Below are 19,167 nucleotides of genomic sequence, written 5' to 3' on the forward strand. Positions count from 1 at the left end.
TTCCTCCTTGCGCTCATTCGCGTATGGCCCCGGGCAAATCCCTCAACTTTGCACCAACTCCCCCGGACCGCCTCATGATCCGTCTTGAAAGCATCAGCAAGCAGAACGGCCGCCAGCTTGTCTTCATCGAGGCCTCGGCCTCGCTACAGAAGGGCGAGAAGGTCGGCCTTGTCGGCCCGAACGGCGCCGGCAAGACGACGCTGTTTCGCATGATCACCGGCCAGGAACAGCCCGACGAAGGCCAGGTGCAGGTCGATCGCGGCGTCACCATCGGCTATTTCAGCCAGGATGTCGGCGACATGGCGGGCCACAGTGCTGTGGCCGAAGTGATGAACGGCGCCGGGCCGGTCAGCGACGTGGCGGCCGAAATGGCCGAACTCGAGGCGGCCATGGCCGATCCCGAGCAGGCCGACCGGATGGACGAGATCATCGAGAAGTACGGCGAGGCGCAGCATCGTTTCGAGGAGCTCGACGGCTATGCGCTCGATGGCCGCGCCCGCGAAGTGCTCGACGGCCTCGGCTTTTCCCAGGAAATGATGGACGGCGATGTCGGCAAACTGTCCGGCGGCTGGAAGATGCGCGTGGCGCTGGCCCGCATCCTGTTGATGCGGCCCGACGTCATGCTGCTCGACGAACCGTCCAACCATCTCGATCTCGAAAGCCTGATCTGGCTGGAGCAGTTCCTGAAGGGTTATGAGGGCGCGCTGCTGATGACCTCGCACGACCGCGAGTTCATGAACCGCATCGTCAACAAGGTGGTCGAGATCGACGCCGGTTCGCTCACCGCCTATTCCGGCAATTACGAATTCTACCAGCAGCAGCGGGCGATCGCCGACAAGCAGCAGCAGGCGCAGTTCGAGCGCCAGCAGGCCATGCTGGCCAAGGAGATCGCTTTTATCGAGCGCTTCAAGGCGCGGGCGTCACACGCCGCCCAGGTGCAGAGCCGGGTGAAGAAGCTCGACAAGATCGATCGTGTCGAGCCGCCCAAGCGCCGTCAGATCGTGAATTTCGATTTTCAGCCGGCGCCGCGCTGCGGCGAGGATGTCGTGACGCTGAAGAACGTGCACAAGGGATATGGCAGTCGCTCGATCTATGAGGGGCTGGATTTCCAGGTCCGCCGCCGCGAGCGCTGGTGCATCATGGGCGTCAACGGCGCCGGCAAGTCGACGCTGCTGAAGCTGGTGGCCGGCGCGTCTGACCCGGATGCCGGCACAGTTGCTCGGGGGCCGAGTGTGAAAATGGGCTATTTCGCCCAGCACGCCATGGAGGTGTTGGAGGGCGAACGCACCGTGTTCCAGACGCTGGAGGACGCGTTTCCGCAAGCCGGCCAGGCGCCGCTCAGGGCACTCGCCGGCTGCTTCGGCTTTTCCGGCGACGAGATCGAGAAGAAATGCCGGGTTCTGTCAGGCGGCGAAAAGGCGCGCCTGGTGATGGCGCTGATGCTGTTCGATCCGCCCAATCTTCTGGTGCTCGACGAGCCGACCAACCACCTCGACATCGCGACCAAGGAGATGCTGATCACGGCGCTGTCGCAATACGAAGGCACCATGCTGTTCGTCTCGCACGACCGCCATTTCCTGGCCGCACTCTCCAACCGCGTGCTGGAACTGACGCCAGAAGGCATCCACACCTATGGCGGCGGCTATACCGAATATGTGGAGAGGACCGGGCACGAGGCGCCGGGGCTGCGGACCTGACGCAGGTCCTGCGTCCGCATTTGCGTCCAGCAAAGCCAGGATTTGTCAGCTCGCCGCCAGCCATTTGCGCGACTGCGCGAAGGCCTTGAAGGCTTTGGCATCCATCGGGTAGCCGAACAGGAAGCCTTGCAGGATGTCGCAGCCAAGCTCTTTCAGGATGCGCGCGTGCTCCATCGTCTCGACGCCCTCGGCGATCACTTCGATCCCGAGCGACTTGCCGATGTCGATGATGGACGACACAAGCTGCCGCTGTGCGGTTGAGCTGGTGATGGGGGTGACCAGCTGGCGGTCGATCTTGAGGCGACGGGGCCGCAACTTCAACAGCGAGACGATCGAGGCATGCCCGGTGCCGAAATCGTCGATCTCGACGTCGATGCCGAGCCCCTTGATGTGTTCGATGTTCCAGCTGACCAGCTCGTCGTTTTCGTCGAGGAAAATCGACTCCACCAGTTCGAACGACACGGTCCCTTCCTTGATCGGAAGCTTGCGCAAACCCTTGATCAGGTCCCTGTCTTCCAGGCGCCGTGCGGAAACGTTGACCGAGACGCGCGGGATGTTGAGGTGGCTGCGCGACCAACGCTCAAAATTATCGAGCGCCTGCTCCAGGACGGTGCGGTCGATAAGCGCCACGACATTAAGTTCTTCAGCCACCTTGATGTAGGCGTCGGGGGTCAGCATGCCGCGTTGCGGATGATCCCAACGCGACAGCGCCTCGACGCCGACGATCTCCAGCGTCTTGGCGTCGAACTGCGGCTGATAGTAGACGATGAATTCGTTCCGCTCGAGCCCGCCCAGAATCTCGTCGGCGGTCTGCTTGGTCCGCACGATCTCGCTCTGCAGCTCTTCGTTGAAAAACTCGTAGCGGTTGCGGCCGCGGCCTTTCGCCCGGTACAGCGCCAGATCGGCATTGACAAGCAACTGCCTTGCATCGACGCCGCTATTGGCCGCAATGCCGATGCTGACGCCGAACCGGCACTGGTGACCCAGATAGTCGACCGGCTGGCGCATCGCATCGATAATGTGGTCGGCCAGCGCGGCGAGTTCCTTGTCGTCGCGTCCATGGCTCAGCACGACAAACTCGTCGCCGCCGATGCGCGCAACGAAATCGGCACTGCCGACGCTGGCCTTGATGACTTTCGAAGCATGCACCAGCAATGCATCGCCCGCTGCATGGCCGAGCGTGTCGTTGATCTGCTTGAACCGGTCAAGGTCGAGATGCAGCAACGCCGCACGGCCGTCGGCTTCGCGGTTTTCGGCAAGCATCTCGTCCAGATACCGACGGTTGGGCAGACCGGTCAGCGAATCATGCATCGCGACATGCTCGATGCGGGCTTTGGCCAGGTTCAGTTCGGCATTTTTCGATTCTGAAAGGCGACGTTCACGCACGAGATTCTCGTTGAGCAGCACGTCGCCTGTCACATCCCATTCGGCGCCGATCATTTTTGGCGTGCCGTCGATGTCCCGGAAGAAACTGGCGCGGGTGCGCACATGGCGAATGGTGCCGTCCGGCCGCAGGAGCCGATACTGCGAAGAGTAGGGGCCTTGTGTTGCAACAGCCGAATCGAAATCTGCTTTAGCCCGTTCGAAGTCTTGGGGATGGATCGCCAGCGCCCAGTCGTCATAGCTACGGGTCTTGCCGCCGCCGGGTTTGCCATAGATTTCGTTGATGCGGTCGTCCCATACGAGTTCGTTGCTGACGGTATCGTGCTCCCACACGCCTATAGCAGAGGCTTCCAACGCCAGCTCCAGCCGCCGGGACAGGCGCCTCAACTCGGCGTCACTTTTCTGCCGCTCACCGAAAAGACGTCCTGCCACGAGGATCGGCAGCACCACCAGCGCGCCGGCAAGCGCCATGAGCAGACGCAACAGCCACTCATTTTTCGGAGCGGTCGGCCAGCCGCCCTTCGGTATGGCTGAAATTTGCCAGGAGCCTGAAGGCAATTGCACCTCTGCCATCACCGGATTGCCGGACACGACATTATCGCCGCCGAAGAACAGTTCCCCGCCGCCGCCGAGCGCATCCTTGCCGATAAGCGCCACATCGATATCCAGATCAGGGTCGGTCAGTCCGCTGGCAGCGTAGAGCCGATCGACATCGATCACGGCCGAGACGATACCCCAGAAACGGTCGCCGCCACCCGCCGTCGGCACGAAGACCGGGATACGGCCGATGAAGCCACGTCCGCCTTGCGCCAGTTTGACCGGCCCGGCGAGCACCAGCGCGCGCTGGTCACGGGCGCGAAGCGCGGCCATGCGTTGCGTATCGCTCTTGCGGTAGTCCAGCCCGATGGCTTTTTCATTGCCTTCCAGCGGATACATCAGCGCGATGACGAGGTCGGGGGCGCCGGCAATATCGCGCAACTGCGATTTTTGCTCGAACAGATTACGGGCGAGTGCCGCAAATCTTTGCTGGCCCATATAGGGCTCGGTAACGATTGTCGAAACGAGACCCTGAACCAGCTGGAGATTGCCGCCTATGTTGCCTTCGAGCTTGGCGCGTATGATGTTGACCTTGGCCAGGACGTCGGCGCGCGCCAGCTGATCGGAGACCTCTCTGTTCCTCTGGTCGGCAACCAGGGCGCAGACGAGAAGCACGACAAAGGCAATCGCCGCCGGCAAGTTGGCGGAAGAAAAAACGGCCCGTTTCAACCGGCCGGAATTGAGCATTGCACCTGCCAACTCGATCCGAAGACCTTTCCAGGACAGTAGTCCTTCGGTCGACCATAGTAGCTAAAGCTTAAGTTTGAGCTTCGAGACGAATCCGAGAACAAACGGTAAGCTTTTGGCTGCCAGGGTCCAGCCGAAATCTGAATGAGTGTCCGAAAGTAGGACGCCAGGTTGCAGCGTTCTGCAACCCAGCGGCGAAGTCATATTCGCCTCAGATTGCAACAAGCCGCCTGATCTTGCCGCGCGGGCCCTTGCGGGAGGCTTACTTCCCAGCCATTTGATCGGCCAGCGCCTGCGCCTGGGCGAGCAGCGCCGGGAAAGCCGGGTCAGCCGGCAGGCGCTGCGCCATGCAGGCCCGGTAGTCGCTGTCGCCCTTGTCTCAGGCGGCGTTGGAGGACTCGAACGCTTTTTCGTCCTTCAGGTCCGATGCCTGGTAGGCCTCCTGGAATTTCTGCGCGGCGGCGTCCGCAGCAGCCCACACGGCGTCGCAGGCGGCGATCTTCGGAACGGCAGGGGCTGCCGGCGCTGCGATAATTCTCACGCTGTTGCCTTTGACGAGCGTAACGATGACTTCCTGCTCATAGATCGGCCCGACGTCCTGCGTCCAGCCGCCGAGCCGTGCGAAGGCGATGTCGGCGCCTTCGGGTTTCTTCAATGGAAAGTCGAGCGTTCCCTCGAAGGCGGCGTCGCTGTTGATCGCCTGGGTATAGAAGGCATCCAGCTTAAGCGCCTCATCGATGCCGGCGGGCAGTTTGAAACTTTCGTCGGTCTCGGCGGTTCTGGACTGGAGCCAGCGCTCCAGCAGCCCTCGCGTCGTTGCCACCAGGCTGGGGCCGTCGTCGCCCTTGGTGTATCGCAGCCCATCGAGCATGCCATAGCCGATATCGGAGTCGCTGAGGCTTTCGATATTGATTGTGCCGGTTGGCGGAAAGTCCTTGACCGCCAGCGGCCCGATAATGCCGGCAAGACGCTGCTGGAGGTCGGCCAGCGCCTTCTCGTTCTCAGCGTCGATGGTCTCGATTGCCGCGTTCGCACTGTTCAGCGCCGCGATATCAGCAATCGCCTTGTCACGCGCGGCCACATAGTCGTCCTCCGGCGAGGCCGTGAAAGCCACGCTGCTCACCAGCGCAAACAGAAACGTCCAGACCCACCGCATGATATAAACCCTGCTCTACGTTCGATTCCAAGGATACATGACAACATTGGGCTGAAAAAAGACGGCGTTGGAGCTGCCCCCTTGAGGAAGGAGATGGCCGGCAGGCCAGAGGCGTCGTTGCGCTTGAAGCGCTGACTCCTTTTGCAGCGCGAGACGACGTTAGCGCTTCACGCGCAACGACCCCCTCTGTCGCCTTCGGCGACATCTCCCCCTCGAGGGGGGAGATTGGCGCCTAATCACGCCTTGCGCTTCTCCACCTCCGCCTTCCTCAGCAGGAAGCGCTGGATCTTGCCGCTTGGGGTCTTCGGCAGTTCCGTGATGAACTCGACCTCGCGCGGGTAGGCGTGCGCCGACAGCCGTTTCTTGACGTGCTGGGCCAGCTCTTCGGCGAGCTCCGAATTGCCCTTGTAAGCCGGCGCCAGGACGACGAAGGCCTTGACGATCTCGGTGCGCTGCGGATCGGGCACGCCGACGACAGCCGCCTCGTTGACCGCCGGATGCTCGATCAGCGCGCTTTCGACGTCGAACGGGCCGATGCGATAGCCGGCCGAAGTGATGACATCGTCGGCGCGGCCGATGAAGGAGACCGAACCGTCCGGCTCGTACTCCACCGTGTCGCCGGTGCGGTAGTAGCCGCCCGTGATCGCTGGCGTCTCGGCTTGGTGATAGCCGTCGAACCAGCGCAGCGGCGACTTCGCGATGTCGACGGCGAGGATGCCGGGCTGGTTGGGGCCGAGCTCGTTGCCGGCCTCGTCCAATACCACCATGCGATATCCGGGCATTGCGAAGCCGGCCGAGCCCACGCGCACGACGTGCGAGAGCCCATGATGGTTGTTGACCATCATGCCGTTCTCGGTCTGGCCGTAATGGTCGTGAATGGGCGCGGCGAGATTTGCGTCGAACCAGCGGATGACTTCCGGGTTGAGCGGCTCGCCGGCGCTGCTCACCACGCGCAGTCTGCCTTTGACACGGGCCGCAGCTTCCGCGCCTTCCGCCATCAGCAGGCGATAGGCGGTCGGCGAGCCGGCAAGGCTGGTGACGCCGAGCCGCTCGATGATGTCGTAAGTGCTCTTGGCGTTGAAGGCGCCTTCATAGAAGGTCGTGGCGATGCCGAGCTGCAACGGGCCGGTGATGGCGTAATAGAGGCCGTAGGCCCAGCCGGGGTCCGCGATGTTCCAGAAGATGTCGTCGGGCAGCAAGCCGATCGCGTCGCGCATATAGGCGCCGAAGGCGAGCAGGGCGCGAAGCGGCACCGGCACGCCCTTGGGCAGGCCGGTCGTTCCCGACGTCGACATCATCATGAACAAGTCGTCGCCCTTGCGCATCACCGGCTGGCACTCGGGCGAGGCGGCGGCAAGCGCGGCGCGGAAATCGATGTCGCCTGCAGGTAGCTCACCGCCATTGCCAAGGATGGTGGCGATTTGCGCTGATGTCTCGACCTCGTCGAGCTTGCCGCGATTGGCCGGGTTGGTCACCACGATCCTGGCGCCGCTATAGCCGAGGCGGTGCTCGATGGCTTTCGGACCGAAGGCGGTGAACAGCGGCTGGTAGACCGCGCCGATGCGCCACGTCCCGAGGATCAGCGCCACCAGTTCGGGGACGCGCGGCAGCATGCCGGCGACGACATCGCCGGCACCGACGCCGGCGGCCTTGAGCACATTGGCGGCGCGCCCCGACATATAGGCGAGATCGTCGAAGCTGAATTCGCGAAGCTCGCCGCCGGCCGAGATCGCGCGCAGCGCCAGCCGGTCTTCTCCGGTGTAGCGGCCGCAGCATTCGACATAGGCATTGATGCCGGTTCCAGGGTTGCCATACAACCGCGCGATCTCATCTTCGATGCGAAAGCGCTGAACGGCATCCTCATAACGCGGCATTTTGCTCATGGCGATCCTCCCTAGGCGGCGCCCATCTCCCCTTGGAGCGCCTTATCGGTGAGATTGCCTGAAATTGCTGCGCTGGTCGATTACGGCGATAGTCGGGGGATGCGAAGGATCGCAGCGCAGCGACAATCCGCGCCGAGCCACTGCTGTTGACCGAACCGTCCATCCGGCCGATAGCACCGCCAGAATTGCCCCGAGGCCCCAATGACCCCAGACTCAACTTTCGATGACGCGGCCATCGCCGACGAAGGACGCGATGCCGACACCGCCTGGCAAAACGACATCCGCGCGGGCGTGCGCCACGTCCGCGATCTCGCCTCCCTGCCGCTGTCACCCGCCGAGCGCGCGGCGGCGCAGGAGGCGGTCGTACGCCACAAGGTGCGTGCCCCCAAAACCTATCTCGACCTGATCGACTGGAACGATCCCGCCGATCCGATCCGCGCCCAGGTCATTCCATCGCCGGATGAGCTGACGGAAACGGAAGGCGAGCTCGACGATCCGATCGCCGACCGTGCCTTCAGTCCGGTGCCGCGACTGACGCACCGCCACGCCGACCGCGTGCTGTTGTTTGCGACCTACCAATGCGCGGTCTATTGCCGCTTCTGCTTCCGCAAGGAGTCTCTGACCTCGATCGGCCGCGGCTATACGCGCGAGGCGCTCGAAGACGCCTTTGCCTATATCGAAGCCCATACCGAAATCCGCGAAGTGATCCTGACCGGCGGCGATCCGCTTTCGCTGCCCGACAAGGCGCTGGCTGAAATCCGCGCCCGCATCGAGGCGATCGCGCATGTCAGGCTGCTGCGCATCCACACGCGCGTGCCTGTCGTACTGCCCGCGCGCATCACGCCGGGGCTGGTTGGCGCGTTGCAGGGCCGGCTGATGGTCACAATCGTCACCCATTTCAACCATGCGCGGGAGATCACGCCGGCCACCGAATTGGCCTGCCGCGTCATGCGCCAGGCAGGCTTCGTGCTGCTCAACCAGAGTGTCCTGCTCAAGGGTGTCAACGACACGGTCGAAGTGCTGGAGGAACTCTGCCGCGAACTGATGTACCGGCTCGGCGTCAAACCCTATTACCTGCACCATGGCGACCTCGCGCGCGGCATGGCGCACAGGCGCACCACGATTGCGCAGGGACAGGCGCTGGCCGGCGCGCTGCGCGCCCGCCTGTCGGGCATCTGCAATCCGGTCTATGTGCTGGACCTGCCGGAAGGCGGTGGCAAGGTGCCGCTCGGGCCATGCCATGTCGAGGGCCGGGACGGGCAGGACTGGCGCATCCGCGGCCAGGATGGCGAGGTGAGGGTATATCGGGACGTGGTGGTGTAGGCACGGCGCAGCGGCGACGATGACCGCCGCCGTCACATTGTCGATCGGGATGACCATCGCACCAAACTCTCGCCACGACGCGTTCGCTTGCATTCCGTATGTTGACATAAAGATATCCTTATGTGATGGTTGTCGCCTCAAGGATAAAAAATGTCGCAGAATTCTGCATCGCTGGACGCATTGTTCGGCCCCGTCGCGGCCAGACCCGATGGGTCCGAAGTGCTTGCGGCGCTGACGGCAGCGGCACGCGAGCGCATCCTCATCCTCGACGGCGCCATGGGCACGCAAATCCAGGGTCTCGGCTTCGACGAAGAGCATTTCCGCGGCGAGGCTTTTGCCGGCTGCACCTGCCACCAGCAGGGCAACAACGACCTCTTGATCTTGACGCAGCCGAAGGCGATCGAGGAAATCCATTATCAATACGCCATCGCTGGCGCCGATATCCTCGAGACCAACACCTTCTCCTCGACCTCGATCGCCCAGGCGGACTACGGCATGGAGGATGCCGTCTACGCGCTGAACCGGGACGGCGCGCGACTGGTGCGTCGGGCAGCGGCGAGGGCACAGCAGGAAGACGGCAAGCGGCGCTTCGTCGCCGGCGCGCTCGGGCCGACCAACCGCACCGCCTCGATGTCCCCCGACGTCAACAATCCCGGCTACCGCGCGGTGACCTTCGATGAATTGCGCCTGGCTTATAGCGAGCAGTTGCGCGGCCTGGTCGACGGTGGCGCCGACATCATTCTCATCGAGACCATCTTCGACACGCTGAACGCCAAGGCGGCGATCTTTGCCTGCAACGAGATTTTCCTCGAAAAGGGCGTGCGCCTGCCGGTGATGATTTCGGGCACCATCACCGATCTCTCCGGCCGCACGCTGTCGGGCCAGACGCCGACCGCCTTCTGGCATTCGGTGCGCCATGCCAACCCCTTCACCATCGGCCTCAACTGCGCGCTCGGCGCCAATGCGATGCGCGCGCATCTGGCCGAAATTTCAGGCGCCGCCGACACCTTCGTCTGCGCGTATCCGAATGCCGGCCTGCCCAATGAATTCGGCCGCTATGACGAGAGCCCGGACTTCATGGCCGCACAGATCGAGGATTTCGCCAGGGAAGGGCTGGTCAATGTCGTCGGCGGCTGCTGCGGCTCGACGCCGGAGCACATCCGCGCCATCGCCGAAGCGGTGAAAAAATACCCGCCGCGCGCCATTCCCGAGATCGAGCGCAAGATGCGGCTGTCCGGGCTGGAGCCATTCACGCTGACCGACGAGATTCCCTTCGTCAATGTGGGCGAGCGCACCAACGTCACCGGCTCGGCCAGGTTCCGAAAGCTGATCACGGCGGGCGATTATGTCCCCGCGCTCGACGTGGCGCGCGACCAGGTCGCCAATGGCGCCCAGATCATCGACATCAACATGGATGAAGGCCTGATCGATTCGAAGAAGGCGATGGTCGAGTATCTCAACCTGATCGCCGCCGAACCTGATATCGCCCGTGTTCCGGTCATGGTCGACTCCTCGAAATGGGAGATCATCGAGGCCGGGCTGAAATGCGTACAGGGCAAGCCGCTGGTCAATTCCATCTCGATGAAGGAAGGCGAGGGAGCGTTCCTGCATCACGCGAAACTGGTGCGCGCCTACGGCGCGGCGGTGGTCGTCATGGCCTTCGACGAGGCCGGCCAGGCCGACACCAAGGCGCGCAAAGTCGAGATCTGCACCCGCGCCTACAAGCTGCTCACCGAACAGGCCGGCTTCCCGCCCGAAGACATCGTCTTCGACCCCAATGTCTTCGCGGTCGCCACCGGCATCGAGGAGCACGACAATTACGGCGTCGACTTCATCGAGGCCACCGGCGAGATCACCGCCACGCTGCCGCATGTCCATATCTCGGGCGGCGTCTCGAACCTGTCCTTCTCCTTCCGCGGCAACGAGCCGGTGCGCGAGGCCATGCACGCGGTGTTCCTCTACCATGCCATCCAGCGCGGCATGGATATGGGCATCGTCAATGCCGGCCAGCTTGCCGTCTACGACACGATCGAACCGGGACTGCGCGAGGCTTGCGAGGACGTCGTGCTCAACCGCGCGCCCAGGGCCGGCGGCACCGCCACCGAACGCATGCTGGAGATCGCCGAGCGCTTCAAGGGCACCGCCGGCAAGGAAGCCAGGGAGCGCGATCTCGCCTGGCGCGACTGGACAGTCGAGCAGCGGATTTCGCATGCGCTGGTCAACGGCATCACCGAATTCATCGACGCCGACACCGAAGAGGCGCGGCTTGCGGCCGAGCGGCCTCTGCATGTCATCGAAGGCCCGCTGATGGCCGGCATGAATGTCGTCGGCGATCTGTTCGGCGCGGGAAAGATGTTTCTGCCGCAAGTGGTGAAGTCGGCGCGCGTGATGAAGCAGGCGGTGGCCGGATTGCTGCCGCACATGGAGGCCGAAAAACTGGCCAACGCCGCCAATGGCATCGACAATGGCGAGCGCCAGACGGCCGGCAAAATCCTGATGGCGACTGTAAAGGGCGATGTCCACGACATCGGCAAGAACATCGTCGGCGTCGTTCTGGCGTGCAACAATTACGAGATCATCGATCTCGGCGTCATGGTGCCGGCGGCGAAGATCCTGCAGACGGCTCGCGAGCAAAATGTCGACATCATCGGCCTGTCCGGCCTGATCACCCCGTCGCTGGACGAGATGGTGCACATGGCCGCCGAGATGGAGCGTGAAGGGTTTGACATTCCGCTGCTGATCGGCGGCGCCACGACCAGCCGCGTGCACACGGCGGTGAAGATCCACCCGCGCTATTCCAAGGGACAGACGGTCTATGTCAATGACGCCAGCCGCGCCGTCGGCGTCGTGTCATCCTTGCTGTCGAACGAGACCAAGGGCGGCTACGTCGACACAGTGCGGGCCGAGTACAAAAAGGTCGCCGACGCGCATGCCCGCTCCGAGGCCGACAAGCAGCGGCTGCCGCTGGCCAAGGCCAGGGCCAATGCGCACAAGGTCGACTGGTCGACCTATGAGCCGCCGAAGCCGTCCTTCACCGGCGTCAAGGTTTTCGGCAACTGGGACCTGACGGAGCTCGCGCGCTACATCGACTGGACGCCGTTCTTCCAGACCTGGGAGCTGAAGGGGCGTTACCCCAAGATCCTCGACGACGAGAAGCAGGGACCGGCGGCACGCCAGATTTTCGAGGATGCGCAGGCGATGCTGACGAAAATCATCGCGGAAAAATGGTTCTCGCCGCGCGGCGTCATCGGCTTCTGGCCGTCCAATGCCGTCGGCGACGACATCAGGCTGTTCACGGATGAGGCGCGCTCGCAGGAGCTTGCCACTTTCTTCACGCTGCGCCAGCAGCTGACCAGGCGCGACGGCAAGGCCAATGTCGCGCTGTCGGATTTCGTCGCACCGGCCGACAGCGGCAAGCCGGACTATATCGGCGGCTTCATCGTCACCGCCGGGATCGAGGAGGTGGCGATATCAGAGCGCTTCGAGCGCGCCAATGACGATTATTCCTCGATCATGGTCAAGGCGCTGGCCGACCGTTTCGCCGAAGCTTTTGCCGAGCGCATGCACGAGAAGGTGCGCAAGGATTTCTGGGGCTATGCATCAGACGAGAAGCTGGCCCCCGACGAACTGATCGGCGAGCCCTATCGCGGGATCCGCCCGGCGCCCGGCTATCCCGCGCAGCCCGATCATACTGAGAAGGCGACCTTGTTCCGGCTGCTCGACGGCGAGCGCAATGCCGGCGTCAGCCTGACCGAAAGCTATGCGATGTGGCCGGGCTCGTCTGTGTCCGGCATCTATCTCGCCCATCCCGAAAGCTATTATTTCGGCGTCGCCAAGGTCGAGCGCGACCAGGTCGAGGATTATGCGCGCCGCAAGGACATGCCGCTCGCCGAAGTCGAGCGCTGGCTCGGCCCAATCCTCAACTATATCCCGGTGGATTATGCGGAGGCGGCGGAGTAGGCGGCGGCGCTCTGGCCGGCTCGACGAATCCGGACGCGCAAGGTCGGTCAGACCTTAGTCCGTCGCGCTCACATCTCTGGAACAAGCGCTGATGTCCCGCATTCTATCAGCAGGGACAGAAGGAGTGTCGAATGAAAGCCGTTCTCGGATTGGTCGGCGGCTTCGTGCTGACCCTGGCGGTGTTCAGCAGCGGGCTGGCCTTTGCCACTTGGCTGCTTGCCGCCAAGCCCCCGCGCGAGGCAAGACCCACCGTCAGCGTGGCGGAGCTGTGGACCCGGAAAGCGCTTCCGGTCAACAAGGGGGCGCAGGACTTTGAACGTCTGCCGGCCGAGCAGCCCGCGCCTGCGGACATCGCCGTCATGGAACCGGAGCAGGACAAGCAGCAGCCCGATCCCGCCGTCACCGGCGCTATCGCGCCGGTCGAGCTGCCGCCGCCGCATCTCGCCTGGTGCGTCAGCCGCTACCGCTCCTACAACCCTGATGACAACAGCTACACGTCCTATAGCGGACAGCAGCGCACCTGCGTCTCGCCCTATCTCGGCGCCGAGCGCGCCGCGCCGCGAGCCCCTGAGGCGCGTGCCACGGAGGCAAGCTATGTCGTGGGCGCGGGCGCCTACGCGGCCACCAGCGGCGACCATGTCGCCTCCTGCTTCAGCCGCTATCGCTCCTACCGTCCGGAAGACAACAGCTACCAGCCATATTCCGGCGGGCCGAGACGGCAATGCGAATAGCCAGCGCGAAGGGCGCCGCGAACGATTGCGACCGCGCGATTTCTGGGGTCGTTCGGATCGTCCTCAAAGCCCAGGGGAGGAACCACCATGGAAGACGACCGCCATCATAAGATACAGCAGCGCGCCTACCAGATCTGGGAGCGCGAAGGCACTGGCGACCCCGAGCACCACTGGCACCGGGCCGAGGCCGAAATCGACCGCGAAGCCGCTCTGCCGCTGACCACCGACGACGCCCTGCCGCGCGAGATCGCCAGCACCGACGTGCTGACCGTCGAGGAACTCGCCGTGCGCACCGGCATATCGGGCGACGAGGCACAGGAGCTGATCGACAGGCTGGGCGCGGACAGGGCGGCGGTTGAGCAGGCGGCGCGGGGGATTGAGGGAAAGAGGCGGGCGACGTCCTGATCAGAGGCCTAGGACGATCTTTCAGAGTGTCTTGTTGACACTTATCACTTTGGCAGTCGCGACAGAGGCCGTCATTCTCTGACAGCTTTGCGCCTAAATTGATCCGTGCTGGCCATAGCAACATCCGTAAGCGGACGGTGCCGATGCCGGCGAAGCAGCCCAGATGCCGCGATACGAAGTGCCAACCACTTCGCGGCACCAGCGTGCCTGTAGACACTCTCGCCACTTTCTCTATACGACGTCGAGACGGGGTGGCGAGCAACGATGATCACAGTGTTGGTGCACGAGTTGAATCAGACGCCGATGCGGCGGCTGATTTCGTCGGCAGGGCACTTGTTGCCGCTTTTGCGCATGGAAACCTATCAGTCAGTCTTCCGCCGACTAAACTTTCCCGCGGGTACCTTGGTTTTTACTGATTTTGAGTATCTGAATGGCATGGAAATGATGGCGGCGGCGGATATTGCCGAAGCCGCAAAGCGCGCCGACCCTGATGCTCGAATTCTAAACCATCCCGCGACTGTCCTGGAGCGGTTCGCCCTGCTCCGCCGGCTTCGTATTAGAGGAATCAACCCGGTCGAAGTATCGCGTCTGGAGCAGGATGAGCGACCAACCCGTTACCCTGTTTTTATCCGGATGGAAGATGGCTTTTGGGGGCCGGAAACCAAGCTTCTGGAAAACCCACGCCAACTTGAAGAGGCGATCGCCGTGCTCCAGGGCAACGCCAAGCCGATGAAGCGGCGCATCGCCGTCTCCTTTGAAGCCGATCGCGATTCGAACGGCTACTATCGAAAGTATGGCGCATTCCGCATTGGGGACGCGATTGTGTCCCAGCACATACTTAGGTCCGTCGACTGGAACGTTAAGTCATCGGCAAGCAGCACCGACCCGGATTTCGTGCGCGAGGAACTCGCCTTCGTAAAGGACAATCCGCACGCTGAGGACCTGCTTCGCGCCTGCAATACGGGCCATATCCAGTTCGGCCGCGTGGACTACACGTTGCGAGACGGCGCATTGGTGATATTCGAGGTCAACCCCAATCCGACTTTTCCGAAGTTCAAAGGTGGCGCAGCCGCCCGTGAGGAACGACGTGGCCACATTATCGCGGCGTTGAAAGTTGCATTCGAGGCAATCGACAGTTCCGGCACCGGGAGAATCGACTTCCTGCCTTCAGCCGGATCTTACCAATTCATTCAGTCGGGCCGCTGGATATGGCCGGTGAGATGGCTTTGGAGAACAAGAATGGCCCGGCGAAGGAAGATGCAATCGCAATGAACGGCCCGCGAGAAAGCCCACCGGCAGGACAACGGCTCTCGATTTACACCGACGAACCACTCACGCAACTTGCCCGTTTTTCGTTTGATTGGGCTGAGGTGCTGTGTGACCCGAGCCATGGGTGTATGCCCTACCATCGCACGTGGAGCATGATCCGCCTGCTGGAATCGAAAGGTGCCAAGCCGGCCGGCGGGGCGTTCTTTGGACGTGAATTGGCTGCCGTGGCCCAGGAGGGACGCTGTCGGATTCTCCTGTCGGGCGCGGCCGACACCGGCCTGGCGGCAATGGTTCTGGGCCAAACGAGGCCGGTCGGCATCGAGCCCGAATTTGTGCTGATCGATCGCTGTGAAACGACGGTCGAACAGAACAGGCTGTTTGCCCGCTCCGCCGGTTTTGCGCTCGAGACCCACCGCGCCGACATTCGCGGTTGCGACTGTGCGCCGGTGCAGGCAGTTGTCGCCCATAGCGTTCTTAATTTCTTCGACCGCAGCGCACGCCAGCAGGTGGTCGACAGTTGGGCGCGTAGTCTCAAGCCTGGCGGACGCCTGCTTCTCTCCCAGAGGTTGCTATCGGAAAAAGACCAGCCGAGGGGGCCTCGCGGCAGCGCTGAAATCGGCCGCAGGCTTTCGACCATCGAGAAGGCCGCCGTCGCGGCGCATTTTCCTGCCGCTGCCGTGGCGGAGCTGAAGACGGCCGTCGAAGCGCTCTGGGGTGAACCGCTGCATGAAGATCGCACTACATATTCAGACCTTGCGGATATGCTGAAGCAATCCAACCTGACGATTGTCGGCTCGGAGCAGCATCATACCGGGAAAAGCGTTTCCCCGCTTGCCGCTGCCGACAGCGTCCAGACAATTCCAAGATACGAAATCGTCGCCGTCAGGATGTAGCCCGACCACTAGAATAAGTGCGACATCGCAGAAGCGGGAAGGTCGATAGCGGCTATCCGATCGAGATAAAACCAGGTCGCCACTGCGACCGCAACCGAGGTGCAAGATGCCAGTGTCGCCGACTTCAAGGTCAGCTTCTGACCGGCTGCAATCCATGCCAGGGTAAACAGGGACAGCGCCGCCGGGACGCCCGCCAGCCAGACAGCGACCGGCAACAGGAGCATCATCATCAACGGCACACGATGGCTTTCCGGGATCGTATAGGTCCGTTCGCCTCCCTGTTTCTCGTGGCCAACAAGCGAGATCGTTTGCACAAGGGCGACCGCGAGCATCGCAAACAGACAACACCAGGCCACGGCCTGCGCGAAGATCGAATAGCCTGGCTGCCCTTGGAGCGATATCGCTGCCAGCACAGCGCATCCACCGGTCAACAGCCATGCGACTGCGGCATCGGCACGCTTTGGCTTGACACGTCGCGGCGGCAAAACACCACCGCGCACGATCCATGCGAGGGAAAGCGCGATTATGACCATGATCGTCAACGACGCCGGCCGTTGTAGAGGGTTCAGCCTGCCGACACGGGCCAACTCCACACTGAGCGCCAGGTTTCGCTCGATGAAGCCGCCCAGGACGAATGATATGACAAAAGGAATTTGCGGCCAGTCGAGGCGCTTCAGCATGTAGCCGGCCAGCCCGAAAGCGACGGCTACGTACAGATCGATCAGCAGCCCGTTTAGCTGCACGATCGTCACGAAGCTGACGACAATGATCGGGAGCGCGATGCGGTCGATCCTGAGAGCAGTCAGGCGCGCAAAATATGGTGTCAACGCCAATCCCACTGCGGACGTCAGCAGGTTCGACACCAGCAGCGCGGTAATCAACGTGAACGTCAGGGGCAAGCCGGTCGTCAGCATCGGTATGCCCGGAACGATGCCGTGTACCGTCAGGACTGTCAGCAGGATCAAGCCGCCCTCGCTGCCGGGAAGGCCGAAGGCAACGGTCGGCAGAAGCGAGCCTCCGTCCTTCGAATCGACGGCCGCTTCCGGCGCAATGATGCCCCTGATGTCACCAGATCCGAACCTTGAGCGCTGGTCCTTGGGGGTTGTCTGGATCGCCTGCCCGTAGGCAACGAAGCTGGCGACCGTTCCTCCAACACCTGGAATGATGCCGACCAACACGCCGATGGCCGACGATCGCATTGTCAGTCCCCAATGACGAAAGACAGCAAGCATACCGGTCCAGATCGAGTCGTTCGCGTTTTCCAGGCCAGCCGCTTTTTCAAGCTGCAATCTTTTTCGCCACGAGATGATTTCAGAAACGGTGAAAAAGCCAAGCAGCAGCGCGACCATGTCGACGCCGTCGAAGAGAGCGATGCTCCCAAACGTCCAGCGTGGTTGGCCATACGTCGGATCAGTTCCGACAAGACCGACCAAAAGTCCCAGCAGCGCCATCGCCAGCGCTTTCAGACGGGACGCGCTTGGAACCGCAATGATCGTCGACAGGCCCCACACGCCGAGCAGCACGTATTCAAACGGTCCGAATTGCAGGATGAACGGCCGAATGATCGGCATGAGCGCTATGAGGACGAGGACGCCAAAAACCGATCCGACGGCCGAGGCCGTTGCCGCGGCGGCTATCGCGGTGCGAGGCAGGCCGGCCCTGGACATCGGATGGCCGTCGAGCAGGGTTGCCGCGCTTGGCGCGTTGCCAGGTATGTTGAAGAGGATAGCCGTTATAGATCCCATGAAGGTCGCGCCGCCGGTCAGGGCGCCAAACAGCAACAACACCGATACCGGATCCCAATGCACGGTTGCGACCAGCAGAAGGGTTGCAAGGCTGGCGCCGCCAATCCCTGGAAGAAAGGACGTAGCCATGGCAACCAAGGTGCCAAGCACCGGGATCAGTATGTTCGGCCAGGAGAATACATTGCCCAGTCCAGTGCCGAGGGCAGCCCAATATCCGGTCATCAGCGCGTTGCTCGCGCATCCCGCTCGAGTTCCGGGTGTTTTTTCAGATACGCTTCCGCCTCATGGAAGGCACTGAGCATATCGTTGATCACGATGACGGTCTGGTCGGCGTCGCGCGGCTCGATTGGACGTTTCTGAGCTTCAAGCGCCACCTTGAACCCATCGCTCTTGACCGCGGCGGAGACGGCGTCACGAAGACAACCTAGCGATTTCTGCTCCATGTCGGCAGGGGCAAAAAATCCCCGCGCTGTCGCCGAAGCTTTCGCGACGGCGATGGCCAACCGCAATCGTTCTTCCTGCTTCTCCTTGGAAAGGCCTTGGCTGCGCTGCCACACCAACCCTCCTTCACCCGCCAGGAAAGCCACGCCTGGCGCGTTCGGGTCAGGTCCCTCCGTGAGAACCAGACCGACTTTGGCTTCGCCTGCGGCGGTCGAGCGCAAGCCTGTCGTCAATGAATTGGATGTCATATCGCCTTCGCCACGCAGGAGCGCGGACATGAGTGCGCCGCTGCCTTCATAGCCCGAGACCACGTCGACCTTGATATCGAGGAGGTGCGCGGTGAGCACTATCGGCAGGATGCCGGCTTCAAGCGATGAAACCGACGCGACCAGATGTTTGGCGCTTTGCAAATCGACATCGTTCCGAACGATCCACGCTTCGGGATCGATGTGAATCAGTCCTATCGGATTTAGCCGATTCATCCAGTTGTCGACGCCAGCCGGAATGTCACCTTGCGAAATTATGTCGGAGACGCTTTCAATCATAAGGACCAGTTCGTCGGATGGCGCATTGGTTACACGCTTTAGCGCCGCAAATCCGCCTGCCGCGGGCATATTCACGACCCTGACATCGAGCTCGGTCGTGCTGGCAAGGGCCGGCGCAAATGCACGGGCATAGGTATCATAGCCGCCGCCGGCAGCGTTGGGGACAACGAGGGTGATTCGCCGGCCGGCGTAGGTGGTTGCGCAAGCGATCTCGCCGCCGCTTGCCGCGGACGGCAGGTAGATTGCCGCGGCGGTGATTGCCGCCAACGCCACACGAAAGAACTTCATCTCGCCAAGCCCCAGATTTCACCCAGTGGTGATACTTTAGATAGCCCTTGCAACGCCAGCGTTGTTCCTTAGCAATCGCGCTTAGTTTCGTGAATGTCGCGGTCTGTGTCGCCAATTGGCGTCCGATCTGCCATGCGGTTATTCAGTTCATTAACCTTTCATTA

The 19,167-nt window shown here is 62.5% G+C and carries 12 protein-coding genes; 7 read left to right on the top strand and 5 right to left on the bottom strand.

From position 1 onward, the window contains the following. Window positions 1–74 precede the first annotated feature (74 nt). Window positions 75–1,697, top strand: coding sequence for an ABC-F family ATP-binding cassette domain-containing protein (locus tag NKJ57_RS07455; RefSeq protein ID WP_352510909.1), 1,623 nt, complete (start codon window positions 75–77; stop codon window positions 1,695–1,697). 45 nt (window positions 1,698–1,742) lie between these two features. Here NKJ57_RS07455 and NKJ57_RS07460 read toward each other — a convergent pair whose 3' ends face one another. The 3 genes from NKJ57_RS07460 to NKJ57_RS07470 form a co-directional block, all read right to left on the bottom strand. After that, window positions 1,743–4,364 (bottom strand): bifunctional diguanylate cyclase/phosphodiesterase, encoded by a 2,622-nt coding sequence (locus NKJ57_RS07460; RefSeq protein WP_023827696.1) that lies wholly within the window; start codon window positions 4,362–4,364, stop codon window positions 1,743–1,745. A gap of 379 nt (window positions 4,365–4,743) precedes the next feature. Then, a complete protein-coding gene (locus NKJ57_RS07465; RefSeq protein WP_352510908.1) occupies window positions 4,744–5,520 on the bottom strand; it encodes a hypothetical protein in 777 nt (258 codons plus the stop codon). 236 nt (window positions 5,521–5,756) lie between these two features. After that, on the bottom strand, window positions 5,757–7,403 hold the full coding sequence (locus NKJ57_RS07470; protein ID WP_352510907.1) for an acyl-CoA synthetase: 1,647 nt from the start codon (window positions 7,401–7,403) through the stop codon (window positions 5,757–5,759). A gap of 201 nt (window positions 7,404–7,604) precedes the next feature. Between NKJ57_RS07470 and NKJ57_RS07475 the strand changes: the two genes are divergently transcribed. From NKJ57_RS07475 to NKJ57_RS07500, 6 genes are all read left to right on the top strand, one after another. Next, window positions 7,605–8,726 carry a KamA family radical SAM protein gene (locus NKJ57_RS07475; RefSeq protein ID WP_352510906.1) on the top strand — a complete coding sequence of 374 codons (1,122 nt, stop codon included), beginning with the start codon at window positions 7,605–7,607 and terminating at the stop codon, window positions 8,724–8,726. A gap of 150 nt (window positions 8,727–8,876) precedes the next feature. Next, window positions 8,877–12,686: a methionine synthase gene (gene metH / locus NKJ57_RS07480; RefSeq protein ID WP_352510905.1), complete on the top strand. Its 3,810-nt coding sequence runs from the start codon at window positions 8,877–8,879 to the stop codon at window positions 12,684–12,686. 131 nt (window positions 12,687–12,817) lie between these two features. Beyond that, window positions 12,818–13,417: a BA14K family protein gene (locus tag NKJ57_RS07485; protein WP_352510904.1), complete on the top strand. Its 600-nt coding sequence runs from the start codon at window positions 12,818–12,820 to the stop codon at window positions 13,415–13,417. An 87-nt stretch (window positions 13,418–13,504) separates the two neighbouring features. Next, on the top strand, window positions 13,505–13,822 hold the full coding sequence (locus tag NKJ57_RS07490; RefSeq protein ID WP_352510903.1) for a DUF2934 domain-containing protein: 318 nt from the start codon (window positions 13,505–13,507) through the stop codon (window positions 13,820–13,822). Between the two features lie 264 nt (window positions 13,823–14,086). Beyond that, window positions 14,087–15,094 (top strand): hypothetical protein, encoded by a 1,008-nt coding sequence (locus tag NKJ57_RS07495; protein ID WP_023695521.1) that lies wholly within the window; start codon window positions 14,087–14,089, stop codon window positions 15,092–15,094. Then, entirely contained in the window at window positions 15,043–15,984 is a 942-nt protein-coding gene (locus NKJ57_RS07500; RefSeq protein WP_352510902.1) for a class I SAM-dependent methyltransferase, read from the top strand. The genes NKJ57_RS07495 and NKJ57_RS07500 overlap by 52 nt, the downstream gene beginning before the upstream one ends. A gap of 8 nt (window positions 15,985–15,992) precedes the next feature. On the opposite strand, the gene NKJ57_RS07505 is transcribed toward NKJ57_RS07500, so the two are convergent. After that, the gene (locus NKJ57_RS07505) at window positions 15,993–17,951 is read right to left on the bottom strand and encodes a tripartite tricarboxylate transporter permease (protein WP_352510901.1); all 1,959 of its coding nucleotides are present in this window, start codon (window positions 17,949–17,951) and stop codon (window positions 15,993–15,995) included. Beyond that, window positions 17,951–19,003 carry a Bug family tripartite tricarboxylate transporter substrate binding protein gene (locus tag NKJ57_RS07510; RefSeq protein ID WP_023754659.1) on the bottom strand — a complete coding sequence of 351 codons (1,053 nt, stop codon included), beginning with the start codon at window positions 19,001–19,003 and terminating at the stop codon, window positions 17,951–17,953. The genes NKJ57_RS07505 and NKJ57_RS07510 overlap by 1 nt, the downstream gene beginning before the upstream one ends. Between the last annotated feature and the right edge of the window lie 164 nt (window positions 19,004–19,167).

The organism is Mesorhizobium sp. M0077, assembly GCF_040322955.1.
Lineage (GTDB): Bacteria > Pseudomonadota > Alphaproteobacteria > Rhizobiales > Rhizobiaceae > Mesorhizobium.

Excerpts from the sequence above, each read along its gene's own strand:
- NKJ57_RS07455 (WP_352510909.1), top strand. The coding sequence starts at position 75 with ATGATCCGTCTTGAAAGCATCAGCAAGCAGAACGGCCGCCAGCTTGTC.
- NKJ57_RS07460 (WP_023827696.1), bottom strand. The coding sequence starts at position 4,364 with ATGCTCAATTCCGGCCGGTTGAAACGGGCCGTTTTTTCTTCCGCCAAC.
- NKJ57_RS07465 (WP_352510908.1), bottom strand. The coding sequence starts at position 5,520 with ATGCGGTGGGTCTGGACGTTTCTGTTTGCGCTGGTGAGCAGCGTGGCT.
- NKJ57_RS07470 (WP_352510907.1), bottom strand. The coding sequence starts at position 7,403 with ATGAGCAAAATGCCGCGTTATGAGGATGCCGTTCAGCGCTTTCGCATC.
- NKJ57_RS07475 (WP_352510906.1), top strand. The coding sequence starts at position 7,605 with ATGACCCCAGACTCAACTTTCGATGACGCGGCCATCGCCGACGAAGGA.
- metH (WP_352510905.1), top strand. The coding sequence starts at position 8,877 with ATGTCGCAGAATTCTGCATCGCTGGACGCATTGTTCGGCCCCGTCGCG.
- NKJ57_RS07485 (WP_352510904.1), top strand. The coding sequence starts at position 12,818 with ATGAAAGCCGTTCTCGGATTGGTCGGCGGCTTCGTGCTGACCCTGGCG.
- NKJ57_RS07490 (WP_352510903.1), top strand. The coding sequence starts at position 13,505 with ATGGAAGACGACCGCCATCATAAGATACAGCAGCGCGCCTACCAGATC.
- NKJ57_RS07495 (WP_023695521.1), top strand. The coding sequence starts at position 14,087 with ATGATCACAGTGTTGGTGCACGAGTTGAATCAGACGCCGATGCGGCGG.
- NKJ57_RS07500 (WP_352510902.1), top strand. The coding sequence starts at position 15,043 with ATGGCTTTGGAGAACAAGAATGGCCCGGCGAAGGAAGATGCAATCGCA.
- NKJ57_RS07505 (WP_352510901.1), bottom strand. The coding sequence starts at position 17,951 with ATGACCGGATATTGGGCTGCCCTCGGCACTGGACTGGGCAATGTATTC.
- NKJ57_RS07510 (WP_023754659.1), bottom strand. The coding sequence starts at position 19,003 with ATGAAGTTCTTTCGTGTGGCGTTGGCGGCAATCACCGCCGCGGCAATC.